The sequence below is a fragment of the Microbacterium sp. NPDC087868 genome (assembly GCF_044900755.1).
In the GTDB taxonomy this organism is placed as follows: domain Bacteria; phylum Actinomycetota; class Actinomycetes; order Actinomycetales; family Microbacteriaceae; genus Microbacterium; species Microbacterium galbinum.
On the sequence record NZ_JBJDNO010000004.1, the window covers coordinates 149331 to 168039 of the forward strand.

At 69.5% G+C, this 18709-nt stretch carries 17 protein-coding genes and 1 tRNA gene; 12 read left to right on the plus strand and 6 right to left on the minus strand.

The genetic code is table 11. From position 1 onward, the window contains the following. Positions 1–7: 7 nt before the first annotated feature. The gene (locus ACI2JZ_RS14625) at positions 8–688 is read right to left on the minus strand and encodes a YqaJ viral recombinase family protein (protein WP_247625113.1); all 681 of its coding nucleotides are present in this window, start codon (positions 686–688) and stop codon (positions 8–10) included. Positions 689–1075: 387 nt separating this feature from the next. Between ACI2JZ_RS14625 and rplJ the strand changes: the two genes are divergently transcribed. Together rplJ and rplL are read left to right on the plus strand one after the other, a co-directional pair. After that, positions 1076–1564: a 50S ribosomal protein L10 gene (gene rplJ, locus ACI2JZ_RS14630; protein WP_247625112.1), complete on the plus strand. Its 489-nt coding sequence runs from the start codon at positions 1076–1078 to the stop codon at positions 1562–1564. 48 nt (positions 1565–1612) lie between these two features. Next, positions 1613–1996 carry a 50S ribosomal protein L7/L12 gene (gene rplL, locus ACI2JZ_RS14635; RefSeq protein WP_247625111.1) on the plus strand — a complete coding sequence of 128 codons (384 nt, stop codon included), beginning with the start codon at positions 1613–1615 and terminating at the stop codon, positions 1994–1996. Between the two features lie 67 nt (positions 1997–2063). On the opposite strand, the gene ACI2JZ_RS14640 is transcribed toward rplL, so the two are convergent. Continuing rightward, positions 2064–3068, minus strand: coding sequence for a LacI family DNA-binding transcriptional regulator (locus tag ACI2JZ_RS14640; RefSeq protein ID WP_336642143.1), 1005 nt, complete (start codon positions 3066–3068; stop codon positions 2064–2066). A 304-nt stretch (positions 3069–3372) separates the two neighbouring features. Between ACI2JZ_RS14640 and ACI2JZ_RS14645 the strand changes: the two genes are divergently transcribed. The 9 genes from ACI2JZ_RS14645 (at position 3373) to ACI2JZ_RS14685 (ending at position 12969) form a co-directional block, all read left to right on the plus strand. Then, positions 3373–4698: a carbohydrate ABC transporter substrate-binding protein gene (locus ACI2JZ_RS14645; protein ID WP_336642142.1), complete on the plus strand. Its 1326-nt coding sequence runs from the start codon at positions 3373–3375 to the stop codon at positions 4696–4698. A gap of 109 nt (positions 4699–4807) precedes the next feature. Further along, the gene (locus tag ACI2JZ_RS14650; protein WP_336642141.1) at positions 4808–6148 is read left to right on the plus strand and encodes a sugar ABC transporter permease; all 1341 of its coding nucleotides are present in this window, start codon (positions 4808–4810) and stop codon (positions 6146–6148) included. Next, complete coding sequence (locus tag ACI2JZ_RS14655) at positions 6148–7119, plus strand: carbohydrate ABC transporter permease (protein WP_247625107.1); 972 nt, start codon at positions 6148–6150, stop codon at positions 7117–7119. The genes ACI2JZ_RS14650 and ACI2JZ_RS14655 overlap by 1 nt, the downstream gene beginning before the upstream one ends. A 68-nt stretch (positions 7120–7187) precedes the next feature. Next, a complete protein-coding gene (locus ACI2JZ_RS14660) occupies positions 7188–8564 on the plus strand; it encodes a cystathionine beta-synthase (protein ID WP_247625106.1) in 1377 nt (458 codons plus the stop codon). A 69-nt stretch (positions 8565–8633) separates the two neighbouring features. Further along, positions 8634–9788 (plus strand): cystathionine gamma-synthase, encoded by a 1155-nt coding sequence (locus ACI2JZ_RS14665; protein WP_404598244.1) that lies wholly within the window; start codon positions 8634–8636, stop codon positions 9786–9788. Positions 9789–9954: 166 nt separating this feature from the next. Beyond that, positions 9955–11325: a multidrug effflux MFS transporter gene (locus tag ACI2JZ_RS14670; protein WP_404598246.1), complete on the plus strand. Its 1371-nt coding sequence runs from the start codon at positions 9955–9957 to the stop codon at positions 11323–11325. Positions 11326–11377: 52 nt separating this feature from the next. Beyond that, a complete protein-coding gene (locus ACI2JZ_RS14675; protein ID WP_247625103.1) occupies positions 11378–12043 on the plus strand; it encodes a phosphatase PAP2 family protein in 666 nt (221 codons plus the stop codon). Positions 12044–12052: 9 nt separating this feature from the next. Then, a complete protein-coding gene (locus ACI2JZ_RS14680; RefSeq protein ID WP_404598248.1) occupies positions 12053–12655 on the plus strand; it encodes a GNAT family N-acetyltransferase in 603 nt (200 codons plus the stop codon). Positions 12656–12783: 128 nt separating this feature from the next. Then, positions 12784–12969: a hypothetical protein gene (locus ACI2JZ_RS14685; protein ID WP_247625101.1), complete on the plus strand. Its 186-nt coding sequence runs from the start codon at positions 12784–12786 to the stop codon at positions 12967–12969. A gap of 101 nt (positions 12970–13070) precedes the next feature. On the opposite strand, the gene ACI2JZ_RS14690 is transcribed toward ACI2JZ_RS14685, so the two are convergent. After that, positions 13071–13158, minus strand: a tRNA-Ser gene (locus ACI2JZ_RS14690). A 65-nt stretch (positions 13159–13223) separates the two neighbouring features. Here ACI2JZ_RS14690 and ACI2JZ_RS14695 point away from each other — a divergent pair. Next, positions 13224–14114 (plus strand): rhodanese-related sulfurtransferase, encoded by an 891-nt coding sequence (locus ACI2JZ_RS14695; RefSeq protein WP_404598250.1) that lies wholly within the window; start codon positions 13224–13226, stop codon positions 14112–14114. A gap of 34 nt (positions 14115–14148) precedes the next feature. Here the strand turns inward: ACI2JZ_RS14695 and ACI2JZ_RS14700 are convergent, their stop codons facing one another. The 3 genes from ACI2JZ_RS14700 to ACI2JZ_RS14710 are packed head-to-tail and all read right to left on the minus strand — an operon-like array spanning position 14149 to position 18594. Beyond that, the gene (locus tag ACI2JZ_RS14700; protein ID WP_404598251.1) at positions 14149–16431 is read right to left on the minus strand and encodes a DUF3488 and DUF4129 domain-containing transglutaminase family protein; all 2283 of its coding nucleotides are present in this window, start codon (positions 16429–16431) and stop codon (positions 14149–14151) included. Next, positions 16418–17608, minus strand: a complete 1191-nt coding sequence (locus tag ACI2JZ_RS14705; protein ID WP_404598252.1) for a DUF58 domain-containing protein — start codon at positions 17606–17608, stop codon at positions 16418–16420. Before ACI2JZ_RS14705 ends, ACI2JZ_RS14700 begins: the two co-directional genes overlap by 14 nt. A gap of 8 nt (positions 17609–17616) precedes the next feature. Continuing rightward, complete coding sequence (locus tag ACI2JZ_RS14710; protein ID WP_247625097.1) at positions 17617–18594, minus strand: MoxR family ATPase; 978 nt, start codon at positions 18592–18594, stop codon at positions 17617–17619. Positions 18595–18709 lie beyond the last annotated feature (115 nt).

The following is an 18709-nucleotide window of genomic DNA, read 5'->3' on the forward strand; positions in this document are numbered from 1 at the left end:
CGAGACGTCAGTCCGCGAGGGCGAGCGCGCGGAACGCGTCGCGCTCGCGCAGTTGCTCGCGGCGGCTGGCCGCGGCATCCGTCGTGCGGGTCGGAACCTGCTGGCCGGTCGTGCGACGGTAGAGCTCGTCGATGAGGTCGGTCGCGAGGCCCACGAGCTTCGCGATCTCGCGGTCGTCGCGGTCGATCCACACGCAGCGCGGCTCGTCGTGGATGGGGGCGAAGTCGACGTGCTCCTCCCAGACGAACAGCGTGCGCTCGGCGCCCAGCACGTGCTGCTGCCACCACACCTGACGGAGGTAGGTGCGCGGGATGCCGCGGAACGCCTTGTTCGTCGTCTTGATCTCGGCGAGCTTGATGCGGCCGTCGGCGTCGACCGCGATGCCGTCGGGGGTCGCGAGGTGCCGGTGCTCGACCTCGGCGCGGAACAGGGCGGACGAGGGTAGGATGCCGTGGGTCGCCGCCACCCAGGCGGCGATCTCGGGCTCGCGGCGCCGGCCATGATCGGTGTAGGCGTTGCCGCCGAAGCGGGGTCCGCCGCCGAGCTTGGACTCCGCCGCGCGCGCGATCGACCTCTCGGAGGTGAGTCCGGCGACATCGGTGGCGGTGATGCCTCGTGACCGGGCCCGCAGCCAGGCGACGCGGTCGCGGGAGTCCGCGACGATGCGTGCGGCGAGTTCGGGGGTCACCCATCGAGCGTAACCCCGCCCTCCGACCTCGCCGACCCCACACGCCGCTCGTCCGCGCCGTGCCGTTGTCGAGACCCACCACGCGCGTCGAGATCCACCGGCGTCGACGTTGCTTGCGTGGGTCTCGGCGACCATGGCGGCGCAAAGAGACCCCGCGATTTGGGGGAGCGGATGCCGTGGGGTACAGTTGAACCAACCGAAGACCGCTGGTCATCGGCGTGTGCGCGAGTACATGTCGATCGAAGCTCTGCATCGCAGGGGCCCGCGCAGGTGTCACGATCTTCTCAGAGCTCCGTGCGCTTGCGCCGGAGCTCTTCTTGTTTTTGCGGGCGGTCCAGGTCGGCGCCCCACCACCGTGCGGCGCCTCGTACACACCAAGGAGTGACCATGGCGCAGAAGGATGCATCGGTCGCCGAGCTCACGAAGTCATTCGAGAACTCGTCCGCCGTCCTGCTGACCGAGTACCGCGGTCTGACGGTTGCCCAGCTCAAGGAGCTGCGCAACAGCATCCGTCAGGACGCTGAGTACGCCGTGGTGAAGAACACGCTGACCAAGCTTGCGGCCAACAAGGCCGGCATCACCGCGCTGGACGACGACCTCAAGGGTCCGTCGGCCGTCGCGTTCGTGCACGGTGACTTCGTCGCCACTGCCAAGGCTCTGCGTGACTTCGCCAAGGCCAACCCGCTTCTCGTGATCAAGGCCGGCATCTTCGAGGGCGAAGCCCTCACCGCCGACGAGGTCAACAAGTACGCCTCGCTCGAGAGCCGTGAGGTTCTGCTGGCGAAGGCTGCGGGCATGATGAAGGCGACGATGGGCAAGGCTGCCGCCACCATCGACGCGCTTCGCGAAAAGCTGGAGACCGCAGAGGCCGCGTAAGCGTCCGGCGATCTCGTCTACAAACCCCATCTATCTAGGAGATACATCATGGCGAAGCTTTCCACCGAGGAGCTGCTCGAGCAGTTCGCCGGCCTCACCCTCATCGAGCTCAACGAGTTCGTGAAGGCGTTCGAGGAGAAGTTCGAGGTCACCGCTGCTGCACCCGTCGCCGTTGCCGGCGCTGCGGGTGGCGCAGGCGCTGCTGAGGCTGAGGAAGAGAAGGACTCCTTCGACGTCATCCTCGAGTCGGCTGGTGACAAGAAGATCCAGGTCATCAAGACGGTCCGCGAGCTCACCTCGCTGGGCCTCGGCGAGGCCAAGGCCGTCGTCGACGGTGCTCCCAAGGCCGTGCTCGAGGGCGCGAACAAGGAGACCGCCGAGAAGGCGAAGGCTGCTCTCGAAGAGGCAGGCGCCACGGTTACCCTCAAGTAATCGCGTCTGAACGCTTCGCGAATGCCCCGGCTCCGGCCGGGGCATTCGTGCGTTAAGGGGGCGGGCGTCAGCGCGGTGCGGCGGTCGACCCGCGCACCACGAGGGCGGATGCCGCGGCGACCTGCTCGACGCCGGCATCCGGATCGTCCATCCGCTGCGTGAGGAGGCGGACGGCGTCGTGACCCTGGTCGCGCGGCGACTGCCGGATCGTCGTCAGGGCGAAGAGCTCGGCGTGCTCGTGGTCGTCGATGCCGACGACGCTGAGCTCGGTCGGCACGGCGATGCCGAGGCGCCGGGCGGCGATGATCGTACCGATCGCGGCCTCGTCGCACACCGCGACGATCGCGGTCGGCCGGTGCCGCCGATCTCCGAGGATGCCGACGGCCGCGGCGTACCCCTCGGAGAGGGTGGGGCCCGATCCCGCCACGCGCGCCTCGTCGGCGATCCCGGCGGTGCCGAGCGCGGCGAGATAGCCGTCGATGCGCTTCTCGTCGCCGTAGCTGAGCGCCGCGGCATCCGTCGTCCCGCCGACGAACGCGATCGCGGTGTGGCCCAGCTCGATCAGATGCTCGGTGGCGATGCGCGCGGCGGCGGCGTCATCGATCGAGACGGCGCTCGATCCCTCGCTGTAGGGCCCGACGCTGACGAGCGGTCGCCCGGTCTGCTGCAACCGCTCGAGTTCGTGAGCACTCGGTTGGATGCCGACGGCGATGATGCCGTCGAAGCGGCGACGGGGGAGCACGTTCGAGAAGAGACGCTCGCGGGTCTCGGACCCCTCGGGGACCCCGTAGAGGGCCAGGTCGTAGTCGAGCGCGAACAGTGCCTCCTGGATGCCGGCGAGGAGCTCGGCGAAGAACCAGCGGTCGACCGGGGGCATGACCACCCCGACCGTCTGCGTGCGGCCGGTGGCGAGGCTGGTGGCGGAGGAGTGGGCGACGTACGACAGCTCTGCGGCGGCCTGTTCCACGCGCTGACGCGTGTCGTCCGAGACGTAGCCGCGTCCGCTGAGAGCCCTGCTCGCGGTGGCCTTCGAGACGCCGGCGCGGGCTGCGACGTCGGCGATCTTGCTCATCGGTCCTCCTCGACCAATCTCGGCATCGAGGGTTCTCGCTCGTGGCATCGACGCCGGCGCGCGGGGGGACGCGCCGATGTCAGCGTAGTGCGTGACGGGGCCGAAAAGGAACCGGTTCCACACGAAAACGATGAGAGCGCTCCCATTCCGCATCCCGATATGCCGCGAAAGGATGCGATCTTGTGACCTTCCCCAGTTGTGCCGCGGGAGGAAAGGCCAGTAGGTTTACCTGGAATCGGTTCCCCAATGGTTGCGGCGATTGCTCCCTTGGGCGGACGATGATCCACCTGAAGAGGAGAAGTAAATGGCTTTGTCACAGCGATACCGCCTTCTTGCACCGATCGCGCTCGTCGGAGCAGCGACCCTGGTTCTGGCCGGCTGCGCCGAGGGCGGCAGCGGCGACGGCGGTGGAGATGCGAAGACCACGGTCCGCATCTCCGGAGGTATCACGGGCGTCGAGGCTGACGACCTGAACAAGTCCTTCGAGCAGTTCACCGAAGACACCGGCATCACCGTCGAGTACACCGGCGACAAGGGCTTCGAGGGCAATATCGTGACCAAGGTCACCGGTGGTGACGCCCCCGACATCGCGATCGTCCCCCAGCCGGGTCTGCTCAAGACCCTCGTCGACACCGGCAAGGTGAAGGCGGCTCCCGAGGCCGTCGAGGCGGCGGTCGACGAGAACTGGTCCGAGGACTGGAAGAAGTACGGCACGTTCGACGACACGTTCTACGCGGCTCCGATGCTCGCGAACCTCAAGGGCTACGTCTGGTACTCGCCCAAGCAGTTCGCCGAGTGGGGTGTCGAGGTCCCGCAGACGTGGGACGAGATGCTGACTCTCACCCAGACGATCGTCGACACGACCGGTGGCCCCGCCTGGTGCGCCGGCTTCTCGTCCGAGGCGGCATCCGGCTGGCCGGGAACCGACTGGATCGAGGACCTCGTGCTCCGTCAGTCCGGCCCCGAGGTCTACGACCAGTGGGTGGCCGGTGAGGTCAAGTTCACCGACCCCGAGATCAAGGATGCCTTCGACGCCGTCGGTGAGATCCTGCTCAACCCGGACTACGTCAACGCGGGCTACGGCGACGTGAAGAGCATCAACTCCACCGCCTTCGGCGACGTGGCGGCGACCCTGGCGAAGGGCGACTGCGCCCTGACCCACCAGGCGTCGTTCCTCTCGGCGAACTTCCTCGAGGCGCAGACCGCCGACGGCAACACGCCCGAGGTCGCACCCGACGGTGACGTCTACGCGTTCATCATGCCGGGCGAGACGGCCGGCGAGGTCCAGGTCGAGGGTGGCGGCGAGTTCGTCGCCGGATTCTCCGACGACGACGCGACCCAGCAGGTTCTCGAGTTCATGGCCTCGCCGGAGTTCGCCGACGCACGCGTGAAGCTCGGTGGCGTCATCTCCGCCAACAAGAACGCCGACCCGAGCCTCGCCTCGAGCGAGTTCCTCCAGGAGGCCATGGAGACGATGCAGAGCGACACCACCACGTTCCGCTTCGACGCCTCCGACCTGATGCCGTCGACCGTCGGTTCGGGTTCGTTCTGGAAGGGAATGGTCGACTGGATCGACGGCAAGGACACCGACACGGTGCTCTCCGACATCCAGGCCGGCTACGAGAACTGATCGTCTCGCTACGATCAGCGTGAGCTGAGCGGGGTCGGGCTCCAGAGCCCGGCCCCGCTCCTCCCATCCATTCGCTCGAGTACGCGGCAGTACTCAGAAGGGGACTCCCATGTCGCAAGCGACCATCGAGAAGTCCGTCGAAGCCGACGAACTTCCGGTGACGAGGCACGGCGCCGATCCGAAGGGGCGCGCGATCACGCGCGCCGTCCTCGCGATCGGCTTCGTCGTGCTCGTCGCCCTCGCTCTCCTGCTCGTCTTCACCACCTCCACCGAAGAATCCGCCCGCACGACCATCGGGTTCTCGCTCAACAGCTTCTTCGTCGCCCTCGGCGGCATGCACCCGCTCGTGCAGATCCCCGTGATCCTCGCCGTCTTCGGCGTGGTGGTGGCCATCATCCTGGTGCTCATCGAGTTCGCCCCGCGCCCCGGCCGCGGCTACTTCATCATGCGGCTGGTCGCCTGCCTGGTGATCCCGGTGCTCGCCTTCCTGCTGCTGCGTCCGTACCAGAACGCCGTGCTCTACGTCGTGGCGATCGCCCTGCTGGTCGGCGCTCTGCTCTTCTTCGCGGACTTCCGCGCCCGCCAGGGAGCCGGCTACCTCTTCCAGCTCGTGCTCTTCATGGCACCCGCCTCGATCATGCTCATCCTGGGCCTGATCTACCCGGCGATCTCGACCATCTTCAAGTCGTTCTTCGACAAGACCGGCGCGAACTTCGTCGGCTTCGAGAACTACGTCTGGGTCTTCACGAACCCCGTCGGCACCTCCTCGGTGATCAACACGATCCTCTGGGCGCTCCTGGCCCCGACCATCTCGGTGGTCATCGGTCTCGCCTACGCCGTGTTCATCGACCGGGCGCGCGGCGAGAAGATCCTCAAGGTGCTCGTGTTCATGCCCGTCGCGATCTCGTTCGTCGGCGCCGGCATCATCTGGAAGTTCATGTACGACGCGCGTCAGGGTGACCAGATCGGTCTCCTCAACGCGATCGTCACCGCGTTCGGCGGCGACCCCGTGCAGTGGCTCGCCATCAAGCCGGTGCTCAACACCCTGATGCTCCTCATCGTGTTCATCTGGACGCAGACGGGCTTCGCGATGGTGATCCTCTCCGCCGCGATCAAGGCCGTGCCGATCGAGCAGATGGAGGCCGCCGAACTCGACGGCACCAACGCCTGGCAGCGGTTCCGCAACGTCACCGTCCCCGGCATCCGCTCCTCGCTGATCGTGGTGCTCACCACGATCACGATCGCCTCGCTGAAGGTGTACGACATCGTCGCCGTCATGACCGGTGGTCGTGACGAGACGAGCGTGCTCGGATTCGAGATGGTCAACCAGCAGCAAAGGTTCCAGAGTTACGGGCACTCCTCGGCGCTGGCCGTCGTGCTGTTCCTGTTCGTGCTGCCCCTGATCGTCTACAACGCCCGATCGATGGCCAAGCAGAGGGAGATCCGCTGATGAGCGCCACACAACTCGTCGTCACGCCCGACAACCGCACCAAGCGACAGGTCGCCCGTGACACGCGCAAGAACGAGGCGATCGCCCACAAGAAGCTGACGTCGAAGGGCGCGACGATCGCCGCCGCGATCATCGCCATCTTCTGGACGATCCCGACCTTCGGTCTCTTCGTCACCTCGTTCCGTCCCGGTGCCGACACGCAGAACTCGGGCTGGTGGACGGTCTTCACGAATCCCGAGTTCACGCTCGACAACTACGTGCAGGCCTGGAACTCGGGCGGCACCTCGACCACGCTCGCCTCGGCGTTCGTGAACTCGCTCGCGATCACCATCCCCGCGACGGTGTTCCCGATCGTGATGGCGGCGCTCGCCGCGTACGCGTTCGCATGGATCGACTTCAAGGGTCGCAACATGCTGTTCGTGTTCGTCTTCGCGCTGCAGATCGTGCCGCTGCAGATGGCCCTCGTGCCGCTGCTGAGCCTGTTCTCGGACGGCCTGTCGATCAACGACGTGCCGATCTTCCCCGGCTTCGGTCTGAACGAGGTGCAGTACAGCTTCGCCCGCGTCTGGATCGCGCACGCGATCTTCGCGCTGCCGCTCGCGACGTTCATGCTGCACAACTTCATCTCGGAGATCCCCGGCGAGATCATCGAGGCGGCCCGTGTCGACGGTGCCGGTCACGGCCAGGTGTTCTTCCGGATCATCCTGCCGCTGGCCGCCCCCGCGATCGCGTCGTTCGGCATCTTCCAGTTCCTGTGGGTGTGGAACGACCTGCTCGTCGCGACGATCTTCGCCTCGCCGGGCGCGCTGCCGATCACCCAGGCCCTCAACTCGTTGTCGGGCACCTGGGGCAACAAGTGGTTCCTGCAGTCGGCGGGAACGTTCATCTCGATCATCATCCCGTTGATCGTGTTCTTCGCCCTCCAGCGCTTCTTCGTGCGCGGCCTGCTGGCCGGCGCGACCAAGGGCTGACGCCTGAATGACGGATGCCGTGGCGCAACACTTCTGCGCCACGGCATCCGTCGTTCTACGCTGAACCTATGAAGTACGCAGATTCGATCGTCGACCTCGTCGGCGACACGCCCCTCGTGAAGCTCCGTCACGTCACCGAGGGCGTCGCGTGCACGGTTCTCGTCAAGCTCGAGTACTTCAACCCCGGCGGCTCGTCGAAGGACCGCATCGCCTCGCGCATCATCGACGCGGCGGAGGCGGCGGGGCAGCTGAAGCCCGGTGGGACGATCGTCGAACCGACGAGCGGCAACACGGGTGTCGGACTCGCCCTGGTCGCCCAGCAGCGCGGTTACGCGTGCGTGTTCGTGGTGCCCGACAAGGTCGGCGACGACAAGATCGACGTGCTGCGGGCCTACGGCGCCGAGGTCGTCGTGACGCCGACGTCGGTACCGGCCGACAGCCCCGAGTCCTACTACAGCGTGAGCGATCGGCTGGCGCGCGAGATCCCCGGCGCGTTCAAGCCCAACCAGTACGAGAACCCCAACGGTCCCCGCAGCCACTACGAGACCACGGGCCCCGAGATCTGGCGCGACACCGACGGCACGGTCACGCATTTCGTCGCCGGCGTCGGCACGGGCGGAACCATCAGCGGCACGGGGCGCTACCTGCGCGAGGTGTCGGACGACCGCGTGCGCATCATCGGCATCGACCCCGAGGGCAGCGTCTACAGCGGTGGAACAGGGCGTCCGTACCTCGTCGAGGGTGTCGGCGAGGACATCTGGCCCGGATCGTACGATCCGGCGGTGCCGCACGAGATCGTCGCGGTGGGCGATGCGGAGTCGTTCGCGATGACGCGCCGTCTCGCCCGAGAGGAGGGCATCCTCGTCGGCGGGTCGAGCGGCATGGCCGTCGTCGGCGCGTTGCGCATCGCCAAGGACCTGCCCGCGGATGCCGTGATGGTCGTGCTCCTGCCCGACGGCGGTCGCGGCTACCTCGGCAAGATCTTCAACGACGGCTGGATGCGCTCCTACGGGTTCAGCGAGGTGGAGGAGGGCGAGACCGTCGCCGACGTGATCGCCGCCCGTGCCGCGCGCCAGGGCGAGGCGATCCCGGATCTCGTGCACGCGCACCCGACCGACACGGTGCTCGAGGCGATCGGCATGATGACCGAGTACGACGTCTCGCAGCTCGTCGTGCTCAGCGCCGAGCCGCCCGTCATGATGGGCGAGGTCGTGGGCACGGTCGACGAGAAGGGTCTGCTCGACCTGCTGTTCCGCGGCGACGCCAACCCGGCCGACGCCGTGGGCGATCACGTGGGGGAGCGGCTGCCGCTCATCGGCATCCACGCGTCCGTCGCGCAGGCGCGTGCCGCTCTCGCCGACGCCGATGCGCTGCTGGTCACCGAGGGCGGCAAGCCGCACACCGTCCTGACCCGGCAGGATCTGCTCGCGTACCTCTCGAAGTGACGCGCGACGGGTGACGCGCGACGTAACAGGATCGCCGCCGCTCCGGAGCCCGCACGTAGGCTGAGGGGCATGTCCGAGCACTCCTTCGCCACCCGAGCCATCCACGCAGGTCAGGAACCCGATCCCCGCACCGGTGCGATCATCCCGCCGATCTACCAGGCCTCCACGCACGTGCAGGACGGCATCGGCGGCTTCCGCGAGGGCTACGAGTACAACCGCGCGGGCAACCCCACCCGGTCGTCGCTCGAGACCCAGCTCGCGGCCCTCGAGGGCGGCGTCTCGGCGCTGTCGTTCGCCTCGGGGCTCGCCGCCGAAGACGCGCTGCTGCGCGGCATCCTGAAGCCGGGCGACCACGTCGTGCTCGGCAACGACGTCTACGGCGGCACCTACCGACTGCTCACCCGCGTGCTCGCGCCGTGGGGCATCGAGACGACCACGGTCGAGCTCGGCGACCTCGACGAGGTGCGCGCGGCGATCCGCCCCGAGACCAAGATCGTCTGGCTCGAGACGCCCAGCAACCCGCTGCTCAAGGTCGTCGACATCGCGGTCGTCGCGGAGGTCGCGCACGCGGCCGGCGCCGTCGTCGTGGTCGACAACACGTTCGCCTCGCCGGCGCTGCAGCAGCCGCTCGCCCTCGGGGCCGACCTGGTCGTGCACTCGACCACCAAGTACCTCGGCGGGCACTCCGATGTGCTGGGCGGCGCGGTGGTGTTCGGCGACGACACCCACTTCGACGCGATCAAGTTCCAGCAGTTCGCTGTGGGAGCCGTGTCGGCCCCGCTCGACGCCTGGCTCACCACCCGCGGCATCAAGACGCTCGCGGTGCGCGTGCGGCAGCACTCCGAGAACGCTCAGGCGATCGCCGAGTGGGCCGAGAGCCGTCCCGAGTTCGAGCGCGTCTTCTACCCGGGTCTCGCTTCGCACCCGGGCCACGACATCGCGGCCCGCCAGATGAGCGGCTTCGGCGGCATGCTGTCGCTCGCCCTCGCCGCGGGCCCGGACGCCGCCAAGGCGTTCGCGGAGTCGACGGAGATCTTCCAGCTCGCGGAGTCGCTCGGCGGCGTCGAGTCGCTGATCGGCTACCCGCCGGACATGACGCACGCCTCGGTGCGCGGTACCGCTCTCGCGGTCCCCGAGAACGTGGTGCGGCTGTCGGTCGGCATCGAGGACGTGCGCGACCTGATCGCCGACCTCGAACAGGGGCTCGCTCGCATCAGTTCCTGACGCGGGGCGTCGGAGCGCGAGACACCACATCCCTCGCGAGACACCACGGGGGCCGTGGTGTCTCGTCGCGGATGTGGTGTCTCGGCACGCCCGCGCGGGCGTGCACGTAGAATGGGTGGCTGGGTCGAATCGATTCGACCGTCCGCCCTCGCTCCGAAAGGCCGTCGTGCCCGACGCTCCTCGCACCGACTCCGTCCCGACGATCCCCGCACACGCCGCGCCCGAACGCACGGCGACCGGCAGCATCCGCATCCCCGCCGCGACGGGAGCGATTCGCACGCTCGGGTCCAACCCGATCACGGCGCCGATCATGCTGCACCCGGGAGACTCGATCTCGAACGGCCGGCGCGCGCTGTACATCATCCTCCTCGGAGCGCTCACCGCCCTCGGGCCGTTCACGATCGACCTCTACCTCCCGGCCTTCCCGGTGCTCGAAGAGGACTTCCAGACGACCGCCGCGGCGATCCAGCTCACGCTGACCGGAACCATGATCGGCTTCGCGGTGGGGCAGCTGCTCGTCGGTCCGCTCAGCGACAAGATCGGCCGGCGGCTCCCGCTCATCATCGTGACGGCGCTGCACGTGCTCGCGAGCCTCGCCGCCGCGTTCGCGCCCACGCTCGAGCTGCTCAGCGCCTCGCGCGTGCTCATGGGCATGGGCGCCGCGGCCGGCGGTGTGGTCGCGATGGCGATCGTGCGCGACCTGTTCGGCGGGCGCCGACTCGTGGTGATGCTCTCGCGCCTCGCGCTCGTCTCGGGCGTCGCGCCCGTCGTCGCCCCACTGATCGGTTCGTGGCTGCTGACGCTCATGCCCTGGCGCGGCATCTTCGGTGTGCTCGCGGCCTACGGCGTCGTGATGCTGATCTCGACCCTGATCTTCATCCCCGAGACCCTCCCTGCGGCCCGTCGTCAGGGCGGCGGCGCCACGGTGCTGCAGCGCTACCGCTCGGTGCTCTCCGACCGCGTGTTCCTCGGGGTGCTCGTGATCGGCGGCATGACCTTCTCGGGCCTCTTCTCGTACCTGTCGGCCTCGCCGTTCCTGTTCCAGCAGACGCACGGTCTCGACCCGCAGCAGTACGGTCTGCTTTTCGCCGTGAACTCGCTCGGCGTCGTCGTCGGCGTGCAGACCGCCTCGCGCCTCGCCGCGCGCTTCGGCCCGCAGTGGGTGCTCGCGTACTCGACCTCGGTGCTGCTGCTCGCGGGCACCGCGATCATCGTGACCGATCAGCTCGGACTCGGACTGTGGGGCACCGTCATCCCGCTGTTCGTCTTCATGACCGCGTGCGGCTTCACGTTCCCGAACGTGCAGGTGCTGGCGCTCGACCGCCACGGGAAGGCGGCCGGGACCGCTGCCTCGATCCTCGGCGCGACGAACTTCGGCGTCGCCGGTCTCATCTCGCCGGTCGTCGGCGGGGTCTCGCACGACGCGGGCATCACGGCCACGACGATGGCCGCGGTGATGGCCGGGTGCGCGGCGATCGGCATCCTCGCGCTCTGGTTCGTCGTGCGCCCGCGCACCGTCGGCCTGCTCACTCCCTGACGCGGCGGGCGCACCTCCCGGGTTCCCAGGCGCGCTCCGACAGAATGGGGCGATGGACAGGCGGATGCTGGTGTGGTCGGGTGTCGGGTGCGTCGCGCTGACCTTCGCGCTGGGAGCGCTGATCACCCTCGGGGTCGCGCACCCGTTCGTGTTCGACGCCTGGTGGAACGACGTCGTGGTGTCGTTCCGCTCGGAGGGACTGGTCGCCTTCGCGCACGCCCTCGACACGGTCGGCGGCGGGTGGGTCGCGGTGTATCTCGTGCCGCTCGTCGTGATCATCTCGTTCCTGCTGGCACGCCGCTGGAGATCTGGCGTGTTCGCGGCGCTCGCGTTCCTCGCGAGCGCGGGAGCGGTGCAGCTGCTCAAGCACCTCTTCGGGCGCGCGCGGCCGGAGGACATGCTGGTGCTCAGCGACTACGGGTCGTTCCCCTCCGGGCACACTGCGAATGCCGCGACCCTCGCCCTCGTCTTCGCGGTGCTGTTCCCGAACGTGTGGATCCGGATCGCGGGGGCGCTGTGGATCGTGCTGATGGCGCTGTCGCGCACCTTCCTCTCGGTGCACTGGGCGACCGACACGATCGGCGGCGCTCTGCTCGGGGCCGGGGTGGTGCTGCTGCTGGCGGCGTGGCTGCTGCCGTGGGTGCGGCGCCCGGGTGCCGCGGAGCCGCCCGCCGATAGTCTGGACGACGCCCCACTCACCGACGCACCCACTCACTGAGGAGTCCCCGTGTCGAGCATCCGCCCGTACCGTCCGTCCGATCGCGCGTCGCTGTTCGACGTCTGCGTGCGCACCGCCGATGCGGGGGAGGACGCCACCGGTGTGTTCTCCGACGACGAGCTCTGGGGCCTGCTGTTCGCGGTGCCGTACGTCGAGCGCGACCCGAGCCTGGCGTGGGTCGTCGAATCCGACGACGGGCGGGTGATCGGGTACATCGTCGCGACCGATGACACGGATGCCTTCGAACAGTGGTTCCGCGACGAATGGTGGCCGCGGTTCGCAGACCGCTTCCCGCAGCCCGCCGAGCCGCAGACGCGCGAGGAGAAGATGCTCGCGTACGCCTACGGACGCCGGCCCGGCGCCGAGCCGAACGCCGCTGCGTACCCTGCGCATCTGCACATCGATCTGCTGCCGGAGACGCAGGGGCAGGGCCTCGGCCGCCGACTCGTCGAGACGCTGTTCGACGAGCTCTCGCGCCGCGGCGTGAAGGGTCTGCATCTCGGGATGGATCCGGCGAACACCGGTGCCGCGGCCTTCTACGAGCGCCTCGGCATGACGCCGCTCCCGACCGCACCGGGCGGGCAGAGCTACGGCGTGACCTTCGCGGGCTGAGGCTCTCCCCTCGAACGGGCGCGTGCGCGGAAGGTAGTGTCTCGCTGGCGTCCGGGCTGGTCAACGCCCTGTGGCGGGAGCGACGGCGCCCGTAACGTTCATCGTTCGCGACAGATCGGAGCTGGACCATGAGCGATTCCCGCAACACGCAGGGAACCCCCGGGGCGAATGACGACGCAGGCGCCGCATCCGGTGGCGCGTCGGAGAACGGAGCTTCGGAGCAGACCGGAGCCTCGGAGGAGACCGAGAAGATGCTCCGGGACGAGAGCACCGACGACGACGGAATGCCCCTCGAGAACCCGTCGGGCGGATGACGCGGGCGTCAGGCGTGATCGCCACGGACGTCGTCGCGGTGGACACCCCGCACATCGGAAACAAGAAGGCCCCGCACGAATGCGGGGCCTTCTTCGTCATCTGGCGGTGACGGCGGGATTCGAACCCGCGGTTGCTTGCACAACACACGCTTTCCAAGCGTGCTCCTTCGGCCGCTCGGACACGTCACCAGGGAACAACTTGTCCATCCTATCCGATGCGGCAGATGCTCCGTGACGCGGCGTACGATTTTGAGGTGGCAACCCCCAAGATCGTTCTCTTCTACGTCTTCACCCCGCTCGCCGACCCCGAGGCGATCCGGGTGTGGCAGCGCGACCTCGGCGAGGCGCTGGGTCTGCGCGGACGGCTGCTGATCTCGGGCGACGGAGTGAACGGCACCCTCGGCGGCGACCTCCCCGCGCTCAAGAAATGGGCGCGCTCCTTCCGCTCGTACGCGCCCTTCAAGAACGCCGACATCAAGTGGAGCGAGGGCACCGGCGTCGATGCCGAGGGGCGCAGCCTCGACTTCCCGAAGCTGAGCGTGAAGGTGCGCGACGAGATCGTCTCGTTCGGCGCCCCGGGAGAGCTGAGAGTCGACGAGAACGGCGTCGTCGGCGGCGGCACCCGCCTGAGCCCGGAGGAGCTGCACGACCTGGTCGCCGAGCGCGGCGACGACGTCGTCTTCTTCGACGGCCGCAACGCGCTCGAGGCGCAGATCGGGCGTTTCCGTGGCGCGGTCGTTCCCGACACCGAGACCACCCGCGACTTCGTCGACCTGCTCGACTCGGGCGCCTACGACGACCTCAAGGGCAAGCCCGTCGTGACCTACTGCACCGGCGGCATCCGGTGCGAGGTGCTGTCGAGCCTCATGACCGCGCGCGGGTTCGGCGAGGTCTACCAGCTCGAGGGCGGGATCGTGCGCTACGGCGAGAAGTACGGCGACGACGGTCTGTGGGAAGGCTCGCTGTACGTCTTCGACAAGCGCGGATCGATCGACTTCTCCGATCACGCGGCCGTGATCGGGGAGTGCGTCGGATGCGGCGCGGCGACCTCGCGCACCGCGAACTGCCCCGACCTCTCGTGCCGGACGCAGTTCGTCGTATGCGAGGACTGCGACCGCGTCGCCTGCGCACAGCACGCCGCCTGACGCACCGCATCCACGGTCGGAACCGGTCGAGACCCTAGGTCGCGGCGAGCGTGTCGACTCCTCGGGCGACGAAGAGGGAGCGGGGCACCAGGAGCGCCCGGGTGCGCGCCGGTGCATCGACGCTGCGCCGCAGATCGCGCAGCACGGTGCCCAGATCTGACGCGAGGTCGGCGGCATCCGCTCCGGATCGGGCGTAGGTCGCGCGTTCGACCGCATCGGCCAGGCGTCCGATCGCCGTCGCATCGACGCCGCGTTCGCGGATCAGCGCGGCCGCACGCATGCGCGGCGAATCGGCATCCGACGGCGGGATGCCGAGATCGACGAGTGTGCTCCGCACCTCGGTCCAGGCGGCGCCCGCGTCGCCGTCGCGCGCGCGATCCCGGCGACGGGCGCGAACGAGGACGCGGATCAGCGCGGGGAGCAGCAGCACCACGACCGCGCCGAGGACCACGAACATCACCGGTGTCGGGTCGACCGTGCGCAACTCGCCCGAGGAGGAGCTGTTGTCGCCGGCATCCTGACGATCGACCTCGGGGGCCGTCGTCTGCTCGGCCTGTGGAGCCGTGGTCTCCGGGGTGCCCGACGGCGTGGTGCCCGATCCCGTGGAACCCGTGACCGCCGTGCGGAACTCGGTCGGCACCCCGAGCGAGGCCGTGGGCTCGAAGGGCACCCAGCCAATGCCCGGGAAGAGCACCTCCGGCCAGGAGTGCAGGCGATCGCTCGTGACGGAGTAGATCGACTCGTCGCCGCGCTTCTCGCCGGTGAGCGAACCGGGCAGGTACCCCACGACGATCCGGGTCTCCATGCCGAGGCTCTCGGCCATCAGGGCGAAGGCGCCGGCGAAGTGCACGCAGTACCCCGAGCGCACGTCGAGGAACCGGGCGACGGCCTCGGCGCCCGTGCCGTCGAAGTCCTCCTCGACCGGGGTGTCGAGCGAGTACGTGAAGTCGCTGCGGAACCAGTCCTGCAGGGCGAGCAGGCGGTCGTAGTCGGTACCCTCTTCTGCCGTGACCTCGCGGGCCAACTCGCCGACGATGTCGGGGATCTCGACGTCATCGGTCTCGGCGGTGGACTCCGCCGCCGACACCGCGTGGATCTGCTCGAGCGTGGGGGCCACGCGCACCGAGGAGACGGTGTAATCGGCGCCGACGGCATCCGCATTGCGCGAGACCAGCGTGCGGTTGTCGGGCATCACCCGCCAGGCGCGCGGCACGCCCTGGATGTCGGTCGCGGGGTAGGGGACGGGCAGCCACGAGCTCGACATCCGCAGGATGCGGATCGAGGTCGTCGTCTCCGTCACCTCGACGTCCGCACCCCACTCGGGGTCGCCGAATCCGTCGGCCTGCGACTGCAGGCCCCCTCGGTCGGGCTGCCACACCTCGCCGTCGAAGTCGGAGAGGGTCGTGAGCCGCAGATACGGCGCCGCGCCGCCCGCCGTCGCGACCGTCAAGACCTCGACGGGGTTGGGCTGGCGCAGATCGTCGCCGAGCCGCAGCGATGCGTCGACCGTGATGCCCGTGCCGGTGCCGGTGAGTCCGGCGGCGAGGGGCAGACCGGGTGCGATGGCGAGCGTCACGGCGATCGCCGCGGCACCGATGCCCACCGCGACGGATGCCGAGGTGCGGCGCGGTGTCTGCGGATCGGCGCGCGTCGCGTAGCGCAGCTGCGCGAGGACGAAGAGGGCGAAGAGCACGAACCAGACCACGTTCGCGTCGCCGAGGGTGACGATCATCGGGACGGATCCGACGAGACCGACGAGGAGGATCGGGAGGATCGCCGCACGAGCCGCGGCCAGCTGATCGAGCAGCACCGCGACGATCGCGAAGCCGAGCGCCATCGTCGCGGCGAGCCCGCGCGAGGCGGCGAGCGGCGCGGACCCGACCGCGACCTCCTGCCAGGCCGCGCCCGTCAAGGCGCCGAACGTCGAGAGCGTGGCGGGCGACGGAATGATCCCGAACAGCGCCGAGTCGCCCGCCGTCACCTGGGTGACGAGCGCCATCCCGACGAGCAGTTGCACGAGGAGGGTGCCGACATCGCGCAGCCACGCGCGGCGGTAACGCAGCAGCACGCGCATCACGAGCCCGGTCAACGGGAGGAGCGTGACCGCCGCGACGACGGCGAACGACCAGGCCCCCGCCTCGATCACCGAGGTGAAGGGCCACATCGCGACGAGACCGCCGACCGCCGCGAGCACCGACGGCGCGAGGATCGGCGTGGGCGTCTCCTCGTCGCGGTGCCACGCGACCTTCGAGCGCGAGCGCGAGCGCGATCGTGATCGTCGGGAGGCGCTGCCCGTCGCCTGCTCAGCCCGGAACATCGCCGACTCCGATCCGCTCCGGGAGGGCGTCCGCCCATGCCGCGGCGACGTCATCACCGAGCGGGGCGAACGACCAGCCGTTGCGCGTCGCCGCCTCTGCCGCACCCTGCTCGGGCCCGGTGGCGAGGAGGATGCCCGCGGCCGCGCCGGCGGTGCGCAACGATGCCGCGTCGTCCTCCGTCAGCCTGCCCGTGATGTAGACCAGAGGGCCGGGAGGAGCGCCGCCGATCAGCGTCGCCACGTCGCGGTGGTCGCCCCGCGGCGCGATCAGTGCCAGGGCGACGAGCAGCGCGTCACGGTCGTCCTCGTGACCGCGCAGGGTGCCGAGCAGCACGCCCGCGCTGTCGATCACGTCGACGCCGTACCCTTCATCGGCGAGATGCACGGCCGACGAGGCGCAGAGCGAGACCGCGGCCTCGAACGCGGCATCCGCGTCGTCCCCCGGTCGATCCCACCGCTCGGCGCTGCGGTCGAGCACGACGATCGCATCGGGGCTCGACTCCTCCTCTTCCTGCCGCACCATGAGCTGCCCGCGGTGCGCGGTCGCACGCCAGTGGATGCGGCGCATCGAGTCGCCCGGCAGGTAGAACCGGGGCGAGAGGTTGTCGGCGCCCTGGCCGAGGCGCGTCGACGACGTGTGCGCCGTGCCGCCGGCCGCGCCGACGCGCACGGCGAGGGGTTCGAGCGCGAAGACCTCGGGTACGACCGTGACGGTGCGCGTCTCGCCGAACTCCTGCTCGCGCCGCGCGAGACCGAAGGGGTCGACGGTGCGCAGCACGAGCGGCCCGATCGGCCAGACACCGCGACGCACGCCCGTGATGCGGTACCCGAGCTGCCCGGACTGCGACGGATACTCGCCGCCGGCGTCGCCGCTGACGGCGTCGGGCAGGATGTCGTGCCACAGCGCGTGCGGCACGCGCAACGAGCGCAGGGCGAAGCGGATGCTGACGCGCGAGGTCTCCGAGACCGTGAGCAGGTCGGTCGACACTTGTCGGGAGACGGTGCCCGTGCGCCGCGGGAGCCAGGCCATGAGCGCCGAGAAGCCGGTGAGGAGGGCGAGCAGGGCCCCGATGTAGAGCAGGATCGGTGCGGCGACGAGGTTCGCTCCGATCACGCACAGCAGCGCCGCGACCAGCGCGCCCGCACCGCGGCGGGTCAGGGATCGGCGGCGTCGCATCGAATGCCTCAGACGCGGCTCGCGACGGGCACGCGCACGCGCTCGACGATGTGCGCGAGGGCCGTCTCGATGGGCTGGGCGCCGGCGCGGTGCGCACCGCGGGCGGGCAGCAGCCGGTGCGCGAACACCGGGATGAGGAGGGCGGTGACGTCGTCGGGGATCACGAAGTCGCGGCCGTCGAGCGCCGCCCACACCTTCGCGGCACGGATCAGCTGCAGCGTCGCACGCGGACTCGCCCCGAGGTGCAGGCTCGGGTCGGTGCGCGTGGCCTGCGCGAGGGCGACCGTGTACTCCTCGAGCGCGGGCGCCACGTGCACGGCGCGGGCCCAGGCGATGAGCTGCGAGATCGAGCCGGCATCGGCGACCGCGGCGACGGCCGCGAGCGGGTTCACCACGTCGCGCTGTCGGATCATGAGGGCCTCCGCCGCGGCATCCGGGTACCCCATCGAGATGCGCATCATGAAGCGGTCGCGCTGCGCCTCGGGCAGGGCGTACGTGCCCTCCATCTCGAGGGGGTTCTGGGTGGCGACGACGAGGAAGGGCGAGGGGAGCGGATGCGTCGACCCGTCGACGGTGACCTGACGCTCCTCCATGGCCTCGAGCAGTGCCGACTGCGTCTTGGGCGAGGACCGGTTGATCTCGTCGGCGATGACGATGTGCGCGAAGATCGCGCCGCGCTTGAATTCGAACTCGCGGTCGACCGGGTTGTAGACCGAGACGCCGGTCACGTCGCCCGGGAGGAGGTCGGGGGTGAATTGGATGCGTCGCACGGTCGCGTCGACGCTGGCCGCGAGGGCGCGCGCCAGCATGGTCTTGCCGACCCCGGGCACGTCCTCGATGAGCAGGTGGCCCTCGGCGAGCAGGCAGATCAGCGCACTGCGCACGGCATCGGGCTTTCCGTCGATCACCTCTCCCACGGAGGCGAGGATCGCGGAGGTCTGGGCGGCGAACTGTTCGGCCGTGATCAGGGGGGAGTTGTCCGTCATGCGTTCCCTCTCGTCGGCGCTGCAGCGCGCGTTATTCGATCGTAACCCGCAGGGCATTCGCGTGGGGCTGGCAGATCGCTGTGCTTCCTCGGGCCGCGGGCGCCCCGCACACCCC

Coding starts and splice junctions, on each gene's coding strand:
- ACI2JZ_RS14640 (WP_336642143.1), bottom strand. CDS start 3,068: ATGAGCAAGATCGCCGACGTCGCAGCCCGCGCCGGCGTCTCGAAGGCC.
- ACI2JZ_RS14700 (WP_404598251.1), bottom strand. CDS start 16,431: ATGTTCCGGGCTGAGCAGGCGACGGGCAGCGCCTCCCGACGATCACGA.
- ACI2JZ_RS14655 (WP_247625107.1), top strand. CDS start 6,148: ATGAGCGCCACACAACTCGTCGTCACGCCCGACAACCGCACCAAGCGA.
- rplL (WP_247625111.1), top strand. CDS start 1,613: ATGGCGAAGCTTTCCACCGAGGAGCTGCTCGAGCAGTTCGCCGGCCTC.
- ACI2JZ_RS14660 (WP_247625106.1), top strand. CDS start 7,188: ATGAAGTACGCAGATTCGATCGTCGACCTCGTCGGCGACACGCCCCTC.
- ACI2JZ_RS14705 (WP_404598252.1), bottom strand. CDS start 17,608: ATGCGACGCCGCCGATCCCTGACCCGCCGCGGTGCGGGCGCGCTGGTC.
- ACI2JZ_RS14710 (WP_247625097.1), bottom strand. CDS start 18,594: ATGACGGACAACTCCCCCCTGATCACGGCCGAACAGTTCGCCGCCCAG.
- ACI2JZ_RS14650 (WP_336642141.1), top strand. CDS start 4,808: ATGTCGCAAGCGACCATCGAGAAGTCCGTCGAAGCCGACGAACTTCCG.
- ACI2JZ_RS14675 (WP_247625103.1), top strand. CDS start 11,378: ATGGACAGGCGGATGCTGGTGTGGTCGGGTGTCGGGTGCGTCGCGCTG.
- ACI2JZ_RS14685 (WP_247625101.1), top strand. CDS start 12,784: ATGAGCGATTCCCGCAACACGCAGGGAACCCCCGGGGCGAATGACGAC.
- ACI2JZ_RS14645 (WP_336642142.1), top strand. CDS start 3,373: ATGGCTTTGTCACAGCGATACCGCCTTCTTGCACCGATCGCGCTCGTC.
- rplJ (WP_247625112.1), top strand. CDS start 1,076: ATGGCGCAGAAGGATGCATCGGTCGCCGAGCTCACGAAGTCATTCGAG.
- ACI2JZ_RS14665 (WP_404598244.1), top strand. CDS start 8,634: ATGTCCGAGCACTCCTTCGCCACCCGAGCCATCCACGCAGGTCAGGAA.